14 protein-coding genes are annotated in these 15,009 nt (G+C 38.2%); 7 read left to right on the forward strand and 7 right to left on the reverse strand.

The features are described 5' to 3' along the window. Window positions 1-72: 72 nt before the first annotated feature. Together Q2U82_RS04270 and Q2U82_RS04275 are read left to right on the forward strand one after the other, a co-directional pair. Window positions 73-1,893 carry a Xaa-Pro dipeptidyl-peptidase gene (locus Q2U82_RS04270; protein WP_410006477.1) on the forward strand — a complete coding sequence of 607 codons (1,821 nt, stop codon included), beginning with the start codon at window positions 73-75 and terminating at the stop codon, window positions 1,891-1,893. Between the two features lie 76 nt (window positions 1,894-1,969). Then, window positions 1,970-3,040 (forward strand): PA0069 family radical SAM protein, encoded by a 1,071-nt coding sequence (locus tag Q2U82_RS04275; RefSeq protein WP_410006478.1) that lies wholly within the window; start codon window positions 1,970-1,972, stop codon window positions 3,038-3,040. A 4-nt stretch (window positions 3,041-3,044) separates the two neighbouring features. Here Q2U82_RS04275 and Q2U82_RS04280 read toward each other — a convergent pair whose 3' ends face one another. The 4 genes from Q2U82_RS04280 to Q2U82_RS04295 form a co-directional block, all read right to left on the reverse strand. Beyond that, window positions 3,045-3,707 (reverse strand): HD domain-containing protein, encoded by a 663-nt coding sequence (locus Q2U82_RS04280; protein WP_410007128.1) that lies wholly within the window; start codon window positions 3,705-3,707, stop codon window positions 3,045-3,047. Further along, window positions 3,707-4,450: a lysophospholipid acyltransferase family protein gene (locus Q2U82_RS04285; protein WP_410006479.1), complete on the reverse strand. Its 744-nt coding sequence runs from the start codon at window positions 4,448-4,450 to the stop codon at window positions 3,707-3,709. The genes Q2U82_RS04280 and Q2U82_RS04285 overlap by 1 nt, the downstream gene beginning before the upstream one ends. Window positions 4,451-4,529: 79 nt before the next feature. Next, window positions 4,530-4,757, reverse strand: a complete 228-nt coding sequence (locus Q2U82_RS04290; protein WP_410006480.1) for a hypothetical protein — start codon at window positions 4,755-4,757, stop codon at window positions 4,530-4,532. Between the two features lie 25 nt (window positions 4,758-4,782). After that, window positions 4,783-5,193, reverse strand: coding sequence for a BrxA/BrxB family bacilliredoxin (locus Q2U82_RS04295; RefSeq protein ID WP_068762190.1), 411 nt, complete (start codon window positions 5,191-5,193; stop codon window positions 4,783-4,785). Between the two features lie 210 nt (window positions 5,194-5,403). Here Q2U82_RS04295 and Q2U82_RS04300 point away from each other — a divergent pair, with 210 nt between their 5' ends. From Q2U82_RS04300 to Q2U82_RS04315, 4 genes are all read left to right on the forward strand, one after another. Next, the gene (locus Q2U82_RS04300; protein ID WP_068762189.1) at window positions 5,404-6,135 is read left to right on the forward strand and encodes a TerB family tellurite resistance protein; all 732 of its coding nucleotides are present in this window, start codon (window positions 5,404-5,406) and stop codon (window positions 6,133-6,135) included. 131 nt (window positions 6,136-6,266) lie between these two features. Beyond that, entirely contained in the window at window positions 6,267-6,926 is a 660-nt protein-coding gene (locus tag Q2U82_RS04305) for a metal-dependent transcriptional regulator (RefSeq protein ID WP_410006481.1), read from the forward strand. 2 nt (window positions 6,927-6,928) lie between these two features. After that, window positions 6,929-8,809, forward strand: a complete 1,881-nt coding sequence (locus tag Q2U82_RS04310) for an Nramp family divalent metal transporter (protein WP_410006482.1) — start codon at window positions 6,929-6,931, stop codon at window positions 8,807-8,809. Window positions 8,810-8,907: 98 nt separating this feature from the next. Continuing rightward, complete coding sequence (locus tag Q2U82_RS04315; protein ID WP_410006483.1) at window positions 8,908-9,324, forward strand: hypothetical protein; 417 nt, start codon at window positions 8,908-8,910, stop codon at window positions 9,322-9,324. A 403-nt stretch (window positions 9,325-9,727) separates the two neighbouring features. On the opposite strand, the gene feoB is transcribed toward Q2U82_RS04315, so the two are convergent. From feoB to Q2U82_RS04330, 3 genes are all read right to left on the reverse strand, one after another. Continuing rightward, the gene (feoB, locus tag Q2U82_RS04320) at window positions 9,728-11,827 is read right to left on the reverse strand and encodes a ferrous iron transport protein B (RefSeq protein ID WP_410006484.1); all 2,100 of its coding nucleotides are present in this window, start codon (window positions 11,825-11,827) and stop codon (window positions 9,728-9,730) included. Window positions 11,828-11,890: 63 nt separating this feature from the next. Continuing rightward, window positions 11,891-12,115, reverse strand: coding sequence for a ferrous iron transport protein A (locus Q2U82_RS04325; protein ID WP_410006485.1), 225 nt, complete (start codon window positions 12,113-12,115; stop codon window positions 11,891-11,893). A 111-nt stretch (window positions 12,116-12,226) separates the two neighbouring features. After that, window positions 12,227-12,889: an SCO family protein gene (locus tag Q2U82_RS04330; RefSeq protein ID WP_410006486.1), complete on the reverse strand. Its 663-nt coding sequence runs from the start codon at window positions 12,887-12,889 to the stop codon at window positions 12,227-12,229. A gap of 183 nt (window positions 12,890-13,072) precedes the next feature. On the opposite strand from Q2U82_RS04330, the gene Q2U82_RS04335 reads away from it, so the two are divergent. After that, window positions 13,073-15,004: a M1 family aminopeptidase gene (locus Q2U82_RS04335; protein ID WP_410006487.1), complete on the forward strand. Its 1,932-nt coding sequence runs from the start codon at window positions 13,073-13,075 to the stop codon at window positions 15,002-15,004. The last annotated feature ends 5 nt before the right edge of the window (window positions 15,005-15,009 follow it).

The following is a 15,009-nucleotide window of genomic DNA, read 5'->3' on the forward strand; positions in this document are numbered from 1 at the left end:
TAAAATTTCAAATCCATTCAGTAAGATTCTTAACTTTATAGACTTCTTTTCTTTAACGCTATTGTAACTATTATGAAAAAATATATTCTATTAAGCTTTATTCTTGTTTTTACATTTCAACTTATCGCCCAAGAAAAAGCCGAACCGTGGTTTAAGGACGGCGAAGCCCAAATCGTTCCCGCTTTTGAAAATCAACAAGATTGGATTAGAACAGATCTTTGGGTAGAAACAACTTTTGACACAGACGGCGACGGCAAACCAGACCGCATGCACGTTGACGTTACAAGACCAAAACAAACCGAGGATGGATTGAAACTTCCCGTAGTTTATGAATCCAGTCCCTATTTTGCGGGCGTTGCTCCCGAAGTGGAAGGGGCCTTTCACGACGTGCACCACGAACTGGGAGCGGAAGAAAAAGAAATTGTGCATCCTTCAGTAAAAAGGCTTGGGGAACGCCCCATAATTTCAAATTCCCAAATTAAAACCTGGGTGCCGCGCGGTTATATTGTTGTGCATTCCTCCTCTCCCGGAACGGGGCTTTCGCAAGGCTCCCCAACCGTAGGCGGCGATAACGAATCCCTCGCGCCAAAAGCGGTGATCGATTGGCTAAATGGCCGCGCAAAAGGCTACACAACTCCCGATGGAAACGAAGAAGTAAAAGCATATTGGACTACAGGAAAAGTTGGGATGACGGGAACTTCCTATAACGGAACCATTCCATTGGCAGCAGCAACCACTGGGGTTGAAGGGCTTGAGGCCATTATTCCCATAGCACCAAATACTTCCTATTACCATTATTACCGTTCAAACGGATTGGTTCGCTCGCCCGGTGGATATTTGGGCGAAGACGTTGATGTGCTTTATGATTTCATAAATAGTGGTGACGAGTCAAAACGCGAGCACAACAATGCAACCTATCGCGATGACGAAATTAAAAATGGAATAGACAGAAAAACCGGCGATTACAACGAGTTTTGGGCTGGCCGCGATTATCTGAACGATATGAAACCGATGAAAGCCGCCCTTTTTATGTCGCACGGTTTTAATGATTGGAATGTTATGCCAGAGCACAGTTATAGAATTTACAAGGCTGCGGAAGAGATGGGATTGCCCGTAAAAATTTATTACCATCAATACGGCCACGGCGGTCCGCCGCCATTTTCAATGATGAATAAATGGTTTACGAAATACCTCTTCGGGATTGATAACGAAATTGAAAAAGGGCCAAAAGCATGGATTGTCCGCGAAAATGATAAAAACGACAACCCAACGCCCTACGCAGATTATCCAAATCCGGATGCTGAAAAGGTTACTCTTCATTTTAAAGCAACAACTAAAAATGAAGGAATGTTGACTGTTGAAAAAACCAAAAAACAAGGCACCCAAACCTTGATTGATGATTATAATTTTTCTGCAGAAAACCTTGCCCAGCTTCCAACTTCAAAAAACAGATTACTGTTTGTAACCCCAATTTTAAAGGAAGATGTACATCTTTCGGGGCTTTCGAAATTAAACATCAAATTGGCAAGCAGCAAACCCGCGGCAAACCTTTCCGTATATATGGTTTCCTTGCCTTGGAATACCGAGAAGAATGCAAAAATAACTGACAATATTATCACTCGCGGTTGGGCAGATCCACAGAATTACAAATCCATTTCTGAAAGCGAGCCTTTAATACCGGGCAAGTTTTATGAACTTTCCTTCAATCTAATTCCCGACGATCAAGTAATTCCTGCCGGACAACAAATCGGGTTGATGATTTTTTCGAGCGATAGTGAATTCACACTTTTGCCAGAACCAGGAACTGAACTTACTGTTGATCTTGACGCAACTACAATTGAAATTCCAGTTGTTGGCGGGAAGGAAAAATTTGAAAAAGCAATAAATAAATAGGATTATTTCCAATTACGAAAGGATTATTTCCAAATAATAATTAACTTTGAAGAAACCCAAACTTCAAAGTTTTTTTATGTCCGCTGATTTTCTAAAAGGCCGTGGCGCCCAGAAAAATGTACACAACCGTTTCTTCAAAAACAGTCATGAAGTGCTGGATGAATATTTAAATTTCTGTGAAGTTGAAGGCGAAGAAGCAGATAAAAATAAAACAAACTATATTGAAGTTTTTCCAAAAACATTTGTAAACAAAGTGGAAAGTCCAGACGTTGGGATGGGTTTTTCTGCAAATCCATACCAAGGTTGCGAACACGGCTGCGTTTATTGTTACGCCCGAAATAGTCACGAATATTGGGGTTACGGGGCTGGTTTGGATTTTGAGAGAAATATTCTCTTTAAAAGAAATGCACCACAACTTTTGGAAGAAAAAATAACTTCGAAGAATTGGCAGGGAAATACCATCGTTTTTTCGGGAAATACGGATTGTTATCAACCGCTGGAACGCAAACTTGAAATCACCCGAAAATGTTTGGAAGTAATGCTGAAATGGAAACATCCAACGGGCATCATCACCAAAAATTCGCTGATACTTCGCGATCTCGATATTTTAAAGGAAATGGCAAAACTGAATATAATTTCAACAAATATTTCAATTACTTCCCTTTCTGAAGATACGCGCCGATTGCTGGAACCGCGAACTGCGAGTATCAAACAACGGCTAAAAACCGTGGAAACGCTTTCAGAAAATGGAATTCCTGTACGGGTAATGATGGCTCCAATTATTCCGTCTTTGAATAGCCACGAAATTCTTCCTTTGGTAAAAAAAGTAGCAGAACTTGGCGCAAACGATGTTGGTTATACAATTGTGCGATTAAACGGTCAAATTGCTGAAATTTTCAAGGATTGGGCGCACAAAACCATTCCCGATAAAGCGGAACGGATTTTAAACCAAATTGCCGAATGCCACGGCGGAAACCTCAACGATAGCAATTGGGGACGACGAATGAAAGGCGAAGGGACAATTAGTGAGCAAGTGAAAGATACGATGACAATAGCCAAAAAAAGGTATTTAAAAGACAGGAAAATTGAGGCTTTGGATGCTTCGCATTTTCTGCAACTTAAAAATCCGCAGATGAAATTGTTTTAGAAATTTACTTTTCGCCGTTCCACTCTGCATAAAACTGTTTCAGAAAAGTTTCCATAAAAACGTGCCTTTCTTCAGCAATTTTTCTCCCAGTTTCGGTATTCATTCTATCTTTTAAAAGAAGTAATTTTTCGTAAAAATGATTGATTGTTGGTGCATTCGAAACTTTGTATTCTGAAGGCGTCATATTCAAATTCGGCATAATTTCCGGATCGTAAAGTTTTCGGTTTTTAAAACCTCCGTAGTTGAAAGTGCGCGCAATTCCTATAGCTCCCAGCGCGTCCAGCCTATCGGCATCCTGCACTACTTCCAATTCTTTTGAATGAAATTCCTGATTTTTATTTCCGCCTTTAAAAGAAACATTTTCAATAATTTTCACAACATGGTCGATTGTTTCTTCGGAAATATTTTGCGATTTTAGAAATTGTCCCGCTTTTCTTGGGCCAACGGATTCATCGCCATTGTAAAATTTTGAATCCGCAATATCGTGAAGCAATGCACCGAGCGAAACAACAGTTTTATCAACATTTTCACTTTCTGAAATGAGCAATGCATTTTTATAGACCCGTTCAATATGAAACCAATCGTGGCCGCCTTCGGCATTTTGCAATTCCTCTTTTACAAAATTGATTGTGTTTTGAATTATTTCTTCCGAAGAAAATGAGTCCATCATTTATGGATTTTTGAAATGATGATTTCTTCCACTTTGTCGATCAGCATTTCAACTTCGTAATCAGCTATTTTTATTGCGGGATGTGCGGTCATTTCCAAACGGACGCCCATTTGCATCGGGAACATTCCCCAACGTTGTAACTTCCAAGAATTATTGAAAGTAACCGGAATAACATAACCATCTGGCACTTTTTTGAAAAGCGTTTGCAATCCTGTTCTTCGAAAAGGCTTGGGCACACCTGTTTTGCTGCGCGTTCCCTCGGGGAAAATAACGCCGCTTCGCTTAAATTTCTGAAGGTATTTTGAAAATTTCACCATTTCTACAATGGCTTGTCTTGGGTTTTTTCTGTCAATCAAAATAGAGCCGCCGTGCCTCAAATTATAGGAAACGGAAGGAATGCCCTTCCCTAATTCTACTTTAGAAATAAACTTGGGATGATATTTCCGTAAATACCAAGTGATAGGCGAAATATCCCACATACTTTGGTGGTTTGAAACAATGATTATTGGAACATTGTTCGGGACGCTGGTGTTAATGTCAATATGGAATGTGGTTCCCAAAACATTTAAACAGCGAAGCAATGTCCAGTTTAGATAATCAACACTTTTTTTATGTGCTGTGTACCCAAACCAGTTAAAGCAAATCCATTGTATGGGGTGAAAAATAACGATTGTAATACCAAAAAACAGGTAAAACAATACCGTAAAGGGATAACTTATTATTTTAGAGAATGCCTTCATTTCCTTTCAAAAGTAAGAAAACCGCCCTTAAAAAGACGGTTTTTCCTGTTCGACAATTTTTGTTTTCAAAATTGAAAAATTAAATTTTCGATTTCAATTTAGATTTTGGTCTATTTTTCAGTGTATTTTGTTCTATGTAAATATAATTGTAAACACAAACACCAACGATCAATAACCAAAACGCTCTGTAAAGCCAATCATTTATTTCCTTTCCGAATAAATGTGAAACCTTCGGGTTCATATAAATGTTGACAATTAGTGCGCCAAGCGCCAAAATTCCAATAACGATAGTAAATGGCTTAGTCATTCTCATAACTACAGATCTCTAAAGTTTAGCAGTATTCGTTATAGGCGCCTTTTAAGTTTTCGGCAATCATTTGTGCTGGACGGCCCTCAATGTGGTGGCGTTCCAACATATGCACCAATTCGCCATTTTTGAATAAAGCCATTGATGGAGAACTTGGTGGAAACGGAACCATATTGGCTCTTGCTGCATCTACAGCTTCGCGGTCAACACCTGCAAAAACAGTAACCAAATGGTCTGGTTTTTTATCGTTTTGAATTGACATGGCCGCTCCTGGGCGAGCATTTGCAGCTGCACACCCACAAACAGAGTTTACAACAACTAAAGTTGTTCCTTCTTTTTTTAATGCTTCTTCAACATCATTGGCTGTATGTAATTCGGAAAAACCTACTCTTGTAAGGTCTTCGCGCATTGGTTTTACTAGTTCGGGTGGGTACATAATATTTTGAATTTTATTGTATTAAATTAAGATTGCAAAGATACGAAATTTGAAAACGATAAATTTTCAAATAAATACCAAATTACAAGCTCCAAATCCCAAATAATTTTTAAAAAAAAACTTCTCATTTCAAATGGGGATTTGGAATTTGAACTTTGGTATTTTAAATAGTTACCTTTGTCGGCTCTTAAAAGAAAAAATTACAATTTTATGCTTCGTTGGTTATTGGCCGTTCTAGGTTATTTTATATATCGTTTTCCCGGTGCTATTGTTGGTTTTGTTTTAGGAAGCCTCCTCGATAACCTAAGTGTAAAAGGTAAAACATTTCAGACCTCTTTCGGCACATCACAGCAACAAGTTACTCCTGCAGATTTTGAGCTTAATTTACTTTCTTTGGCTTCTTTGGTGATTAAAGCCGATGGAAATGTAAGCCAAACAGAATTGGATTACGTGCGTCAATATTTTGTACAAGCTTATGGGCGGGAGCGGGCAAACGCCACTTTTAAGGTTTTTAATGAAGTAATAAAAAAGCGGGAGATTTCGGCTCAAAACATTTGTACTCTTTTGCAACAAAGAACCCGTTATGAAAGTCGTTTGCAGATTCTTCATTTTCTGTTCAGTATTGCGAATGCAGACGGAAGTGTTTCAACTTCCGAAGTAAATGAAATTAACAAAATTTCAGGTTTTTTAGGGGTTTACGCTCGTGATTTTGAAAGCATAAAAGCAATGTTTTTCAAAAATCCGGACAGTGCATACAAAATTTTGGAAATTGAAAGAACTGCAACTATTCCAGAAATAAAAACAGCGTACCGAACCATGGTAAAAAAATACCATCCCGATAAACTGCAGCATATGGATGAAGCCCATCAAAAAGGAGGTGAGGAAAAATTCAAAAAAGTGCAGGAAGCTTATGAGCAACTTCAGAAAGAACGCGGGTTTTAAATAAAAATCAATATTTACTTTCCGAATTTCAATTATCATTTAATCAATGATTGATTCAATTTTTATATGTTTTTAGTCAAGGCTAAAAATAAAAAATAGGTAAATAGAAAAATATTTTTACTTTTGTACCTATGTTTACATTAGCCGAAGAAAATTATTTAAAAGCAATTTTTCACCTTGAACATGAGTTTCACGGAGAGGTAAGTACCAACGCCATTGCCGAAAGCATGGAAACAAAACCTTCTTCAGTAACTGACATGGTTCAAAAACTGGGCGAAAAAAAATTGCTTACCTACAAACGTTACAAAGGAGTTAAATTGACCGCGGAAGGCAAAAAGGTTGCTACAAATGTTATTAGAAAACACCGTTTGTGGGAAGTTTTTTTAGTTGAAAAGCTAAATTTTCATTGGGATGAAGTCCACGAAATAGCGGAGCAGTTAGAGCATATTCAATCTGAAGAGCTAATAATACGTCTAGACAAATTTTTAGGAAGCCCAGAATTTGATCCTCACGGTGACCCAATCCCTGACAAACACGGGGTTTTAAAACGCACAGAGAAAAAACTGCTTTCAGAAATTGACAAAAATCAAAAAGGCGTCTGCGTGGGCGTAAAAGAATCCAGCCCAGAATTTTTACAATATTTGGATAAAAAGAAAATCAGCATAGGCACCAAGATAACAGTTCTTGGGAAGGAATTCTTTGATGGCTCAATGATAATCCAAGTTGGAAGAGAACAGTTTTTCATTTCACATAAAATAGCCGAAAACCTTTACGTTCAAACGCAAGAATAACGATGGATAGAAGAAGCCACAAATCATTGGAAGAAGTCCACGGAACTATTGAAACCGCTGGTAAAAAATCACCGTGGAAACGGCTCCTCGCATTTTTGGGCCCGGCTTATTTGGTGAGTGTGGGCTATATGGATCCAGGAAACTGGGCTACGGATATTGCGGGCGGAAGCCAGTTTGGCTATAAACTGATTTGGGTATTGTTGATGAGTAATATTATGGCGCTACTGCTTCAAAGTTTATGTGCGCGTTTGGGCGTTGTCCGCGGACGGGATTTAGCACAAGCTTCCCGAGAAGCCTACAATCCATTTGTAAATTTTGTACTTTATATTTTAGCCGAAATTGCCATTGTAGCTTGCGATTTAGCCGAAGTTATTGGGATGGCAATCGGATTGAATCTTCTTTTTGGGTTGCCGATGGTTTGGGGAGTTACTATTACGGCATTGGATACTTTTTTACTTCTTTTCCTTTTGAACAAGGGAATGCGAAAAATGGAGGTTTTTATCATCGGTCTAATTTTTATTATTGGTGGTTCTTTTGTGGTTGAAATGTTTTTTGCAAAACCAGATATGGGCGAACTTATGGCTGGTTTTATTCCTTCGCTTCCAGATAGTACAGCGCTTTACATTGCTATCGGTATTATTGGGGCGACCGTTATGCCGCATAACCTGTATTTACATTCTTCTCTCGTACAATCCCGAAAAATTGAACGTACCAAAAAGGGAATAAAACAAGCATTGAAATTCAATTTTATAGATTCTGCCATTGCGCTCAATCTTGCTTTTTTTGTAAATGCTGCAATTTTAATACTTGCCGCAGCAGTTTTCCATAAAAATGGAATGTTTGAAGTGGCTGAAATACAAGATGCACACGCATTATTGGAACCACTTTTAGGCTCAAGTTTGGCACCTACTTTTTTCGCAATAGCATTGATTGCAGCTGGACAAAGCAGTACGCTTACGGGTACTCTTGCCGGACAAATTGTGATGGAAGGGCATTTAAATTTGCGTATCCAGCCTTGGGTCCGAAGATTAATCACACGTATGCTCGCCATTGTTCCAGCCCTTTTTACAGTTATTTATTTCGGGGAAAGTGGCACCGGAAAATTGCTTGTTTTAAGTCAAGTAGTATTGAGTCTTCAACTTGGTTTTGCAATAATCCCGCTTATTCATTTTGTGAGCAGCAAAAAACTGATGAACGGTTTTGAAATTAAATGGCCTTTAAGAATCGCCTCATGGCTAATAACAATAATAATTGTTGGGCTTAACGCAAAATTGGTTTATGATGAAATAACTGGCTGGTTAACTACTGCTGAAAACCCAATCTACATTTGGACTTTGGTAATTCCAGCAGCAATCGGGGCGGCAGTTTTACTGATTTACATAACTTTCAAAACTACTGTAAAGGATATTAAATTAGAAAAACGAAAAATGGTTCCGCATATACTGGATGCCAAAGTAGATGAGCTTGCGCAACCGCTTTCCTATAAAAAAATTGCTATTCCTGTAGATTTTTCAACTTCGGATGAAAAGAGTATTTCAGCAGCATTGCAACTTGGTGGAAAAGATGCCGAATACACCTTAATTCATATTGTAGAAACACCCGGAGCTATGATTTATGGTGATGAAATTGACGATTATGAAACTGAAAGCGACGAGGCATTTCTGAATAAGTATAAAGAAAAATTAGATGCAAAAGGCTTTAAAGTTTCGGTTGAATTAGGATTTGGTTCTCCAAAGAAGATAATTCCAAAAATCGTGAATGCAGCTGATTTTGATTTGTTAGTTTTGGGCGGTCATGGACATTCAGGCTTAAAAGATTTATTGTTCGGAACTACTGTTGACAGCGTTCGTCATAGAGTGAATATTCCCGTATTTATTGTTTAAAAACATATTAAAATTAACACCGTAAAAAAGGTTTTTGCTTTACCATTTTTTTTGGCACTATTTTTTAATGTATCTTTAAAATTGAAAAAAAACTTACAATGAAAAATTCACTTTTAGCAATCATCATTCTTTTTTCAACCTTTGCTTTTGGGCAGGAAGATTCCGCAGAAACCCCTAAAATAGGTGTGAAAATACCAATTGGAAAAGCAATAGTATTGAAAGGTGTTTCCATAAAATTTTTGGAAGTTGTGGAAGACTCACGCTGCCCAACTGGTGTTCAATGTATCTGGGCAGGACGTGCTATAGTAAAAGTTGCTGTAACTTCAGATGGAAATACTGAAGAAAGACTTATGATTTTTGGTGAAGTAAGACGCGGAGAGGAAAAAAACACAAACCTTTATAGTTCCGCTAATTTTTCCATCAATGGATTGTCCTTAAAGCCTTATCCCACATCAGATAGTGCGGGCAAAATAAACAATTATGTTTTATTGGTTTGTGAAGATAAAAACAACTAACTAGTGGCAACCACAATCCTTTCTGCCACATTTTGTTTTACCACCATCCAGCGTGCTGCTTGAATTTTGACGTGCTTCAAAAATAGGGTTCCAAACAAACTTTTTAATTAAAAAGCCCGCTGCAATAGAAAATGTTATTAAAACTAATATTGTTTGCATTGTGCAAAGATACCCCAAAGAAAATCAAGTTACAAATATTGCATTTCAGAAAAAAGGGTGACATGCTCCCAGTTTCATTACATTAATGAAAACTACATTTGCTGCAGTCAGAATGATCTCCGGGTTTACTTCTTTTCTTTTCTGTTTGGAAGGGATTCCAAACAAACCTAGTTATAAGAAAGTACACTGCAAATAAGAATGTTATTAAGACAAGAAAAGTTTGCATATCGATAAAAATTTTATTCTATTTCAAAAATTGATAGGCAGCCAAAGCAACTACATAGGCAATCGCGCTCATCACGACCAACTGCCACATAGGCCATTTCCAACTATTTGTTTCTTTTTTAACAATTGCTAGCGTACTCATACACTGCATTGCAAAAGCGTAAAAAAGCAATAGCGAAACCCCGCTCGCAAAATTAAAGAGCGGTCCTCCTAAAATAGGATTTATCTCTGCCGCCATTCGGCTTTTTATGGTTTGTTCATCTTCGCTGCCAACGCTATAAATTGTTGCGAGGGTTCCTACAAATACTTCGCGTGCGGCAAAGGAGCTTACTAGAGCAATGCCTATTTTCCAGTCGTAGCCTAAAGGACTTACGGCAGGCTCTATGGCGTGGCCAATGTGACCAATGTATGAATGTTCCAGTTTATAGGAATCTATGTGCATCTCAATATCTTCTTCGGAAAGGTTTTGTGAAGCGTATTCCTTCTGAATAATTTCTTCTGCATTATTAAAATCACCAGGGCCATAAGATGCCAAAACCCAAAGAATAACAGAAATTGCGAGTATTATTTTTCCCGCACCAAAAACGAAAGCTTTTGTTTTTTCAACTACAGTAATCAATACGTTTTTTGGAAGTGGAAGTTTGTAATTGGGCATTTCGACCACAAAAAAACTTTTGGAACGTATTTTAAGTATTTTATCCAACAGGTAGGCCGAAAAAATAGCCGCACCAAAGCCCAATATGTACATAAACATGAGCGTGAGGCCCTGCAAACTAAAAATACCGAGCACGCGCGTGTCGGGAATTACCAATGAAATAATTATCAAATAAACTGGCAAACGCGCCGAACAGGTTGTAAAAGGCGTTACCAAAATTGTGATTAAACGCTCTTTCCAGTTTTCAATATTACGGGTCGCCATAATTGCGGGAATGGCGCAGGCTGTTCCTGCTACCAAGGGCACAACGCTTTTTCCGCTGAGCCCAAAACGGCGCATAATACGGTCCATCAAAAACACTACCCGGCTCATATAGCCCGTTTCTTCCAAAATTGAAATAAAAAGAAAAAGAAAGGCAATCTGAGGAATGAAAATTACGATTCCGCCAAGCCCCGGAATAATTCCTTCGGCAATCAAATTCGTAAAATCTCCTACTGGAAGTGATGTTTTGGCCCATTCGCTGAGGGAAGCAAAAGTGCTATCAATAAAATCCATTGGGTAACTGCTCCAGTCAAAAATTGCCTGAAAAATTAAAAGTAGAATTGCGAAGAAAATCACATATCCCCAGATTTTATGGGTTAAAACACGATCCAAACGGCTTCTTAAATCCTTTGCATTTGCAGTATCTATATGAAGTGTTTCCTTTAAAGTTTCATTGATAAATTGATAACGAGCTACGGTTTCCTTTTGCTGAAGCCGTTTAAGATTGCTCACAGATTCAGTTTGAAAGGAAGCCACACCCTTCAACTCGTTTCTGTCCAATTTTCCGAAGTTTACATCTTGCGTTATCACTAGCCAAAGCTTGTAAAGATCTTGGTTTGGGAATGCTTTTCGCAAGCGGTCAAAATACTCTGGTGAAATGCCAGAGGCATTCAAGCTTGGTTTTGTGGAAAGGTGCTTATAATCTTCAATCAATTCCTTTAAATAATCAAAGCCCAAGTTTTTCCGCGAACTGATTAGGGCAATTTTTGTATTTAACTTTTCTTCAAGCAAAGGAACGTTCAGTGAAATTGCTTTGCGTTTCATCCTATCGGACATATTTATAGCGAGAATTGTGGGAATTCCCAAATCCTTTATTTGTGTGAAAAGCAAGAGGTTTCGCTTCAGATTTTCAATATCGGCAACTACAATGGCTACATCGGGAAAATCTTTGTCGTTTTTATTCAGAAGTAGTTCAATAACAACATTTTCATCAACTGAGGAGGCGTTCAAACTATAGGTTCCGGGTAAATCCAGGACGTGAACTTTGCAGGCTCTGCCAAACTTGCAGGTGCCTTGTTTCTTTTCAACAGTAATTCCAGGATAGTTTCCCACTTTTTGGTTCAGTCCCGTAAGCCGGTTAAATACAGAGGTCTTTCCGGTATTTGGGTTTCCAATAAGTGCAACATTTATGTGTTTTGCCATATTTCGACTTTAATTTATCCTGAGCCTGTAGAACGACTTAAAAACCAGCGGATATATTAAAAATTATATCAATTCAATTTCTATCAAACAAGCGGTTGCCTTCCGAATGGCAAGGTGACTGCCATTGATGTTTAAATACAAGGGATCATTGAATGGAGCTATTTGCACCAAAGAAACCTCATTACCCGGAAGACAGCCCATCTCCAAAAGTTTTAGGGGCACAACATCTACCGAAAATTCTTTGATAATACCGCGCTGCCCTTTTTTTAATGAAGCGATTGTAACCATCTTTTATTTAGATTGATTTTAAACAAGGCAAAAGTAAAGGAAAAAAAGGACGTGGGGAAAGTCCTTTTGGGATTTTTTGTTGGTGAAAAAGAATTATGATTACAAAAGCTATTATTCTTTTTTTAGAATTTTGATATCTTCCAACAGCTTTTCAATAGATTCAGAATCGGTGCCGTCATAAAAACCGCGAATTCGCTTCTTTTTATCAACAAGCACAAAGTTTTCGGTGTGAACTAGATCGTTGTCAGAATATGGAACATCTTTGGCCACGAGATAGGATTTTCTTGCTAGATTGTAAATTTCTTTTTTATCGCCAGTCACCAAGTTCCATTTTGAATCGTTCACCCCTTTTTCCAATGCATATTTTTTAAGCTGGGCTACGGAATCAATTTCAGGAGTTACGGTATGCGAAAGCAATAAAATTTCATTATCATTTTTAAGTTTTTCCTGTATTTTCACCATATTATCTGTCATTATCGGACAAATGGTTTGGCAGGTTGTGAAGAAGAAATCTGCCACATAGATTTTATCATTATAATCTTCTTGCGTTATTTTCTTCCCGTTTTGGTTGGTCAAGCTAAAATCTGAGATGACGTGATATTTTTTCACATATTGAAGTGTGGTATCCACCAATTCAGCTGAAACATCTGCGGGCTGGTAGACTTTCAATGTCTTTTTGGGTATCATTATTTGGTAAAATACCGTAATTATTATAATGGAAAGGATAAGAAAGAAAATTGCAAAGAATTTATATTTCTTGAAAAAAGTAAGCATCGCGTTAAATTTTAGACTGAAAGAACATATTTGGGCGCAAAAATAAGTCCTAATAATATCAAAATGAATACATTTAACATCCTAATTTCACGTTGAAATTAACCCGTTGGTTTCTCCTGTCTTCGCCTTCAGAAATCGTTCCGTTGATTTTGGCAAAACAATAATTAAAAAAGACATTACACAATGAAAGCATTAGTACTCCCCTGCTTATTTTTAATCTCCCTTTTTTCCTTTTCGCAAAGTTTTAGAACTGATGACATCAGTGAGGCCGAAGCCAAAGCCGCAACTGGTATGTTTACTACCCAACGCAATATGAATACTGGCAATTATGACTTAAAATATGCCCGGTTGGAATTGAACGTTGATCCAACCCAAGCATTTATTAGCGGAAAGGTCACTTCACATTTTGAAGCGAAAGAAAACATGAATTCGGTTACATTTGAACTTGTGAACAACATGACCGTTTCTTCAGTAACCCAGCGCGGCACACCGCTTTCTTTCACACAAAACAATAATGATGAAGTTGTAATCACACTGCCCCAAATGCAAAACCAGGGTGTTTTAGATTCAATTTCCATCAGTTATTCCGGAAACCCTATAAGTTCTGGGTTTGGTTCTTTTGAAATAGACACCCACAATGGCGATCCCGTGATGTGGACACTTTCAGAGCCTTTTGGCGCTAAAGCTTGGTGGCCTTGCAAACAAGATTTGATAGATAAAATTGATTTATTGGATGTTTATATTACCACACCCCGTTTCAATCCTTCCAATGAAGAATATGTTGCAGTTTCCAATGGTTTAGAATTGAGCCAAACAATAAACGGTAGTAACAAAACAACCCATTACAGACACCAACACCCCATTCCTGCCTATTTGGTTGCGATTGCCGTTACAAATTATACCGTTTACTCTCATACCGTAGATAACAACGGAAACCCTTTTGAAATCATAAACTACATTTATCCCGAAGATCTTAGCTATGCTCAACAACGAACCCCGGTTACAGTTGATATAATAAATTTATACGCCGATCTTTTTGAACCCTATCCGTATGCAGATGAAAAATATGGTCACGCCCAATTTGGTTGGGGAGGTGGTATGGAACACACCACGGTTTCGTTTATGGGTGGGCTAAGCCGGGGACTTATTGCGCATGAACTTGGCCACCAATGGTTCGGTGATAAAGTTACCTGCGGGAGCTGGCAAGACGTTTGGCTTAACGAAGGTTTTGCCACCTATTTAGCTGGAACGATAATTGAGAATTTTGATTCAGCTTCAGATTTTAGAATTTATAAACAGGACAAGATATCTTCAATCACCCAAGAACCCGATGGATCCGTTTATGTTCCAGCGCAGGACACAATCTCTGTTAATAGAGTTTTCAGCAGTAGGCTTAGTTATAACAAAGGCTCTATGGTGTTGCATATGCTTCGCAAGAAATTGGGTGATGCTGTTTTCTTTCAGGGTTTAAAAGATTATTTGGCAGATCCGGCACTCTCTTACGGCTATGCAAAAACCCCAGACCTCATCAGAAATATGGAAAACGCTAGTGGCCAAGACCTCTCAGAATTTTTTAACGATTGGATTTATGGGGAAGGATACCCACGTTTTACCATTCGATGGAACCAAGCCAGTGCGGGAAGCCTTAATGTGAAAATTAACCAGACCCAAAGCCATCCTTCGGTATCTTATTTTGATGTGCCAGTTCCATTAAGACTTCACGGAACACAGGGTGAAACACTGGACATCGTTTTGGACAATACTTTTGATGGGCAGATTTTTCAACCTTCAGTCCCTTTTACCGTAAACGGCGTTCAGTTTGATCCAGAATACGATATTATTTCCAAAAACAACCAAGTACTTTTGGGCACAGACGACTTGGCATTTGATCAGCAACTGGTTTTATATCCAAATCCAACCACGGGCTTTATCAATCTTCACAAACCAGATGCACTGCAAGTGAACCAAGTTCGTATTTATAATACTTTGGGGCAAATGCTTTATTCTGAGGCCTATTCAGAAACGGTTGATGTTTCAATGTTTTCGAAAGGTATTTTGTTCTTTCAAATGGAAACTGCAAAAGGAGTTATCAACAAAACAATTGTGAAAGAATAGATTTA

Origin of the sequence: Aequorivita nionensis (genome assembly GCF_046352995.1) — a bacterium.
GTDB lineage: Bacteria > Bacteroidota > Bacteroidia > Flavobacteriales > Flavobacteriaceae > Aequorivita > Aequorivita nionensis.

Coding starts and splice junctions, on each gene's coding strand:
- Q2U82_RS04285 (WP_410006479.1), bottom strand. CDS start 4,450: ATGAAGGCATTCTCTAAAATAATAAGTTATCCCTTTACGGTATTGTTT.
- Q2U82_RS04275 (WP_410006478.1), top strand. CDS start 1,970: ATGTCCGCTGATTTTCTAAAAGGCCGTGGCGCCCAGAAAAATGTACAC.
- Q2U82_RS04270 (WP_410006477.1), top strand. CDS start 73: ATGAAAAAATATATTCTATTAAGCTTTATTCTTGTTTTTACATTTCAA.
- Q2U82_RS04290 (WP_410006480.1), bottom strand. CDS start 4,757: ATGACTAAGCCATTTACTATCGTTATTGGAATTTTGGCGCTTGGCGCA.
- Q2U82_RS04325 (WP_410006485.1), bottom strand. CDS start 12,115: ATGGTTACAATCGCTTCATTAAAAAAAGGGCAGCGCGGTATTATCAAA.
- Q2U82_RS04280 (WP_410007128.1), bottom strand. CDS start 3,707: ATGGACTCATTTTCTTCGGAAGAAATAATTCAAAACACAATCAATTTT.
- Q2U82_RS04295 (WP_068762190.1), bottom strand. CDS start 5,193: ATGTACCCACCCGAACTAGTAAAACCAATGCGCGAAGACCTTACAAGA.
- Q2U82_RS04300 (WP_068762189.1), top strand. CDS start 5,404: ATGCTTCGTTGGTTATTGGCCGTTCTAGGTTATTTTATATATCGTTTT.
- Q2U82_RS04330 (WP_410006486.1), bottom strand. CDS start 12,889: ATGCTTACTTTTTTCAAGAAATATAAATTCTTTGCAATTTTCTTTCTT.
- Q2U82_RS04310 (WP_410006482.1), top strand. CDS start 6,929: ATGGATAGAAGAAGCCACAAATCATTGGAAGAAGTCCACGGAACTATT.
- Q2U82_RS04315 (WP_410006483.1), top strand. CDS start 8,908: ATGAAAAATTCACTTTTAGCAATCATCATTCTTTTTTCAACCTTTGCT.
- Q2U82_RS04305 (WP_410006481.1), top strand. CDS start 6,267: ATGTTTACATTAGCCGAAGAAAATTATTTAAAAGCAATTTTTCACCTT.
- feoB (WP_410006484.1), bottom strand. CDS start 11,827: ATGGCAAAACACATAAATGTTGCACTTATTGGAAACCCAAATACCGGA.
- Q2U82_RS04335 (WP_410006487.1), top strand. CDS start 13,073: ATGAAAGCATTAGTACTCCCCTGCTTATTTTTAATCTCCCTTTTTTCC.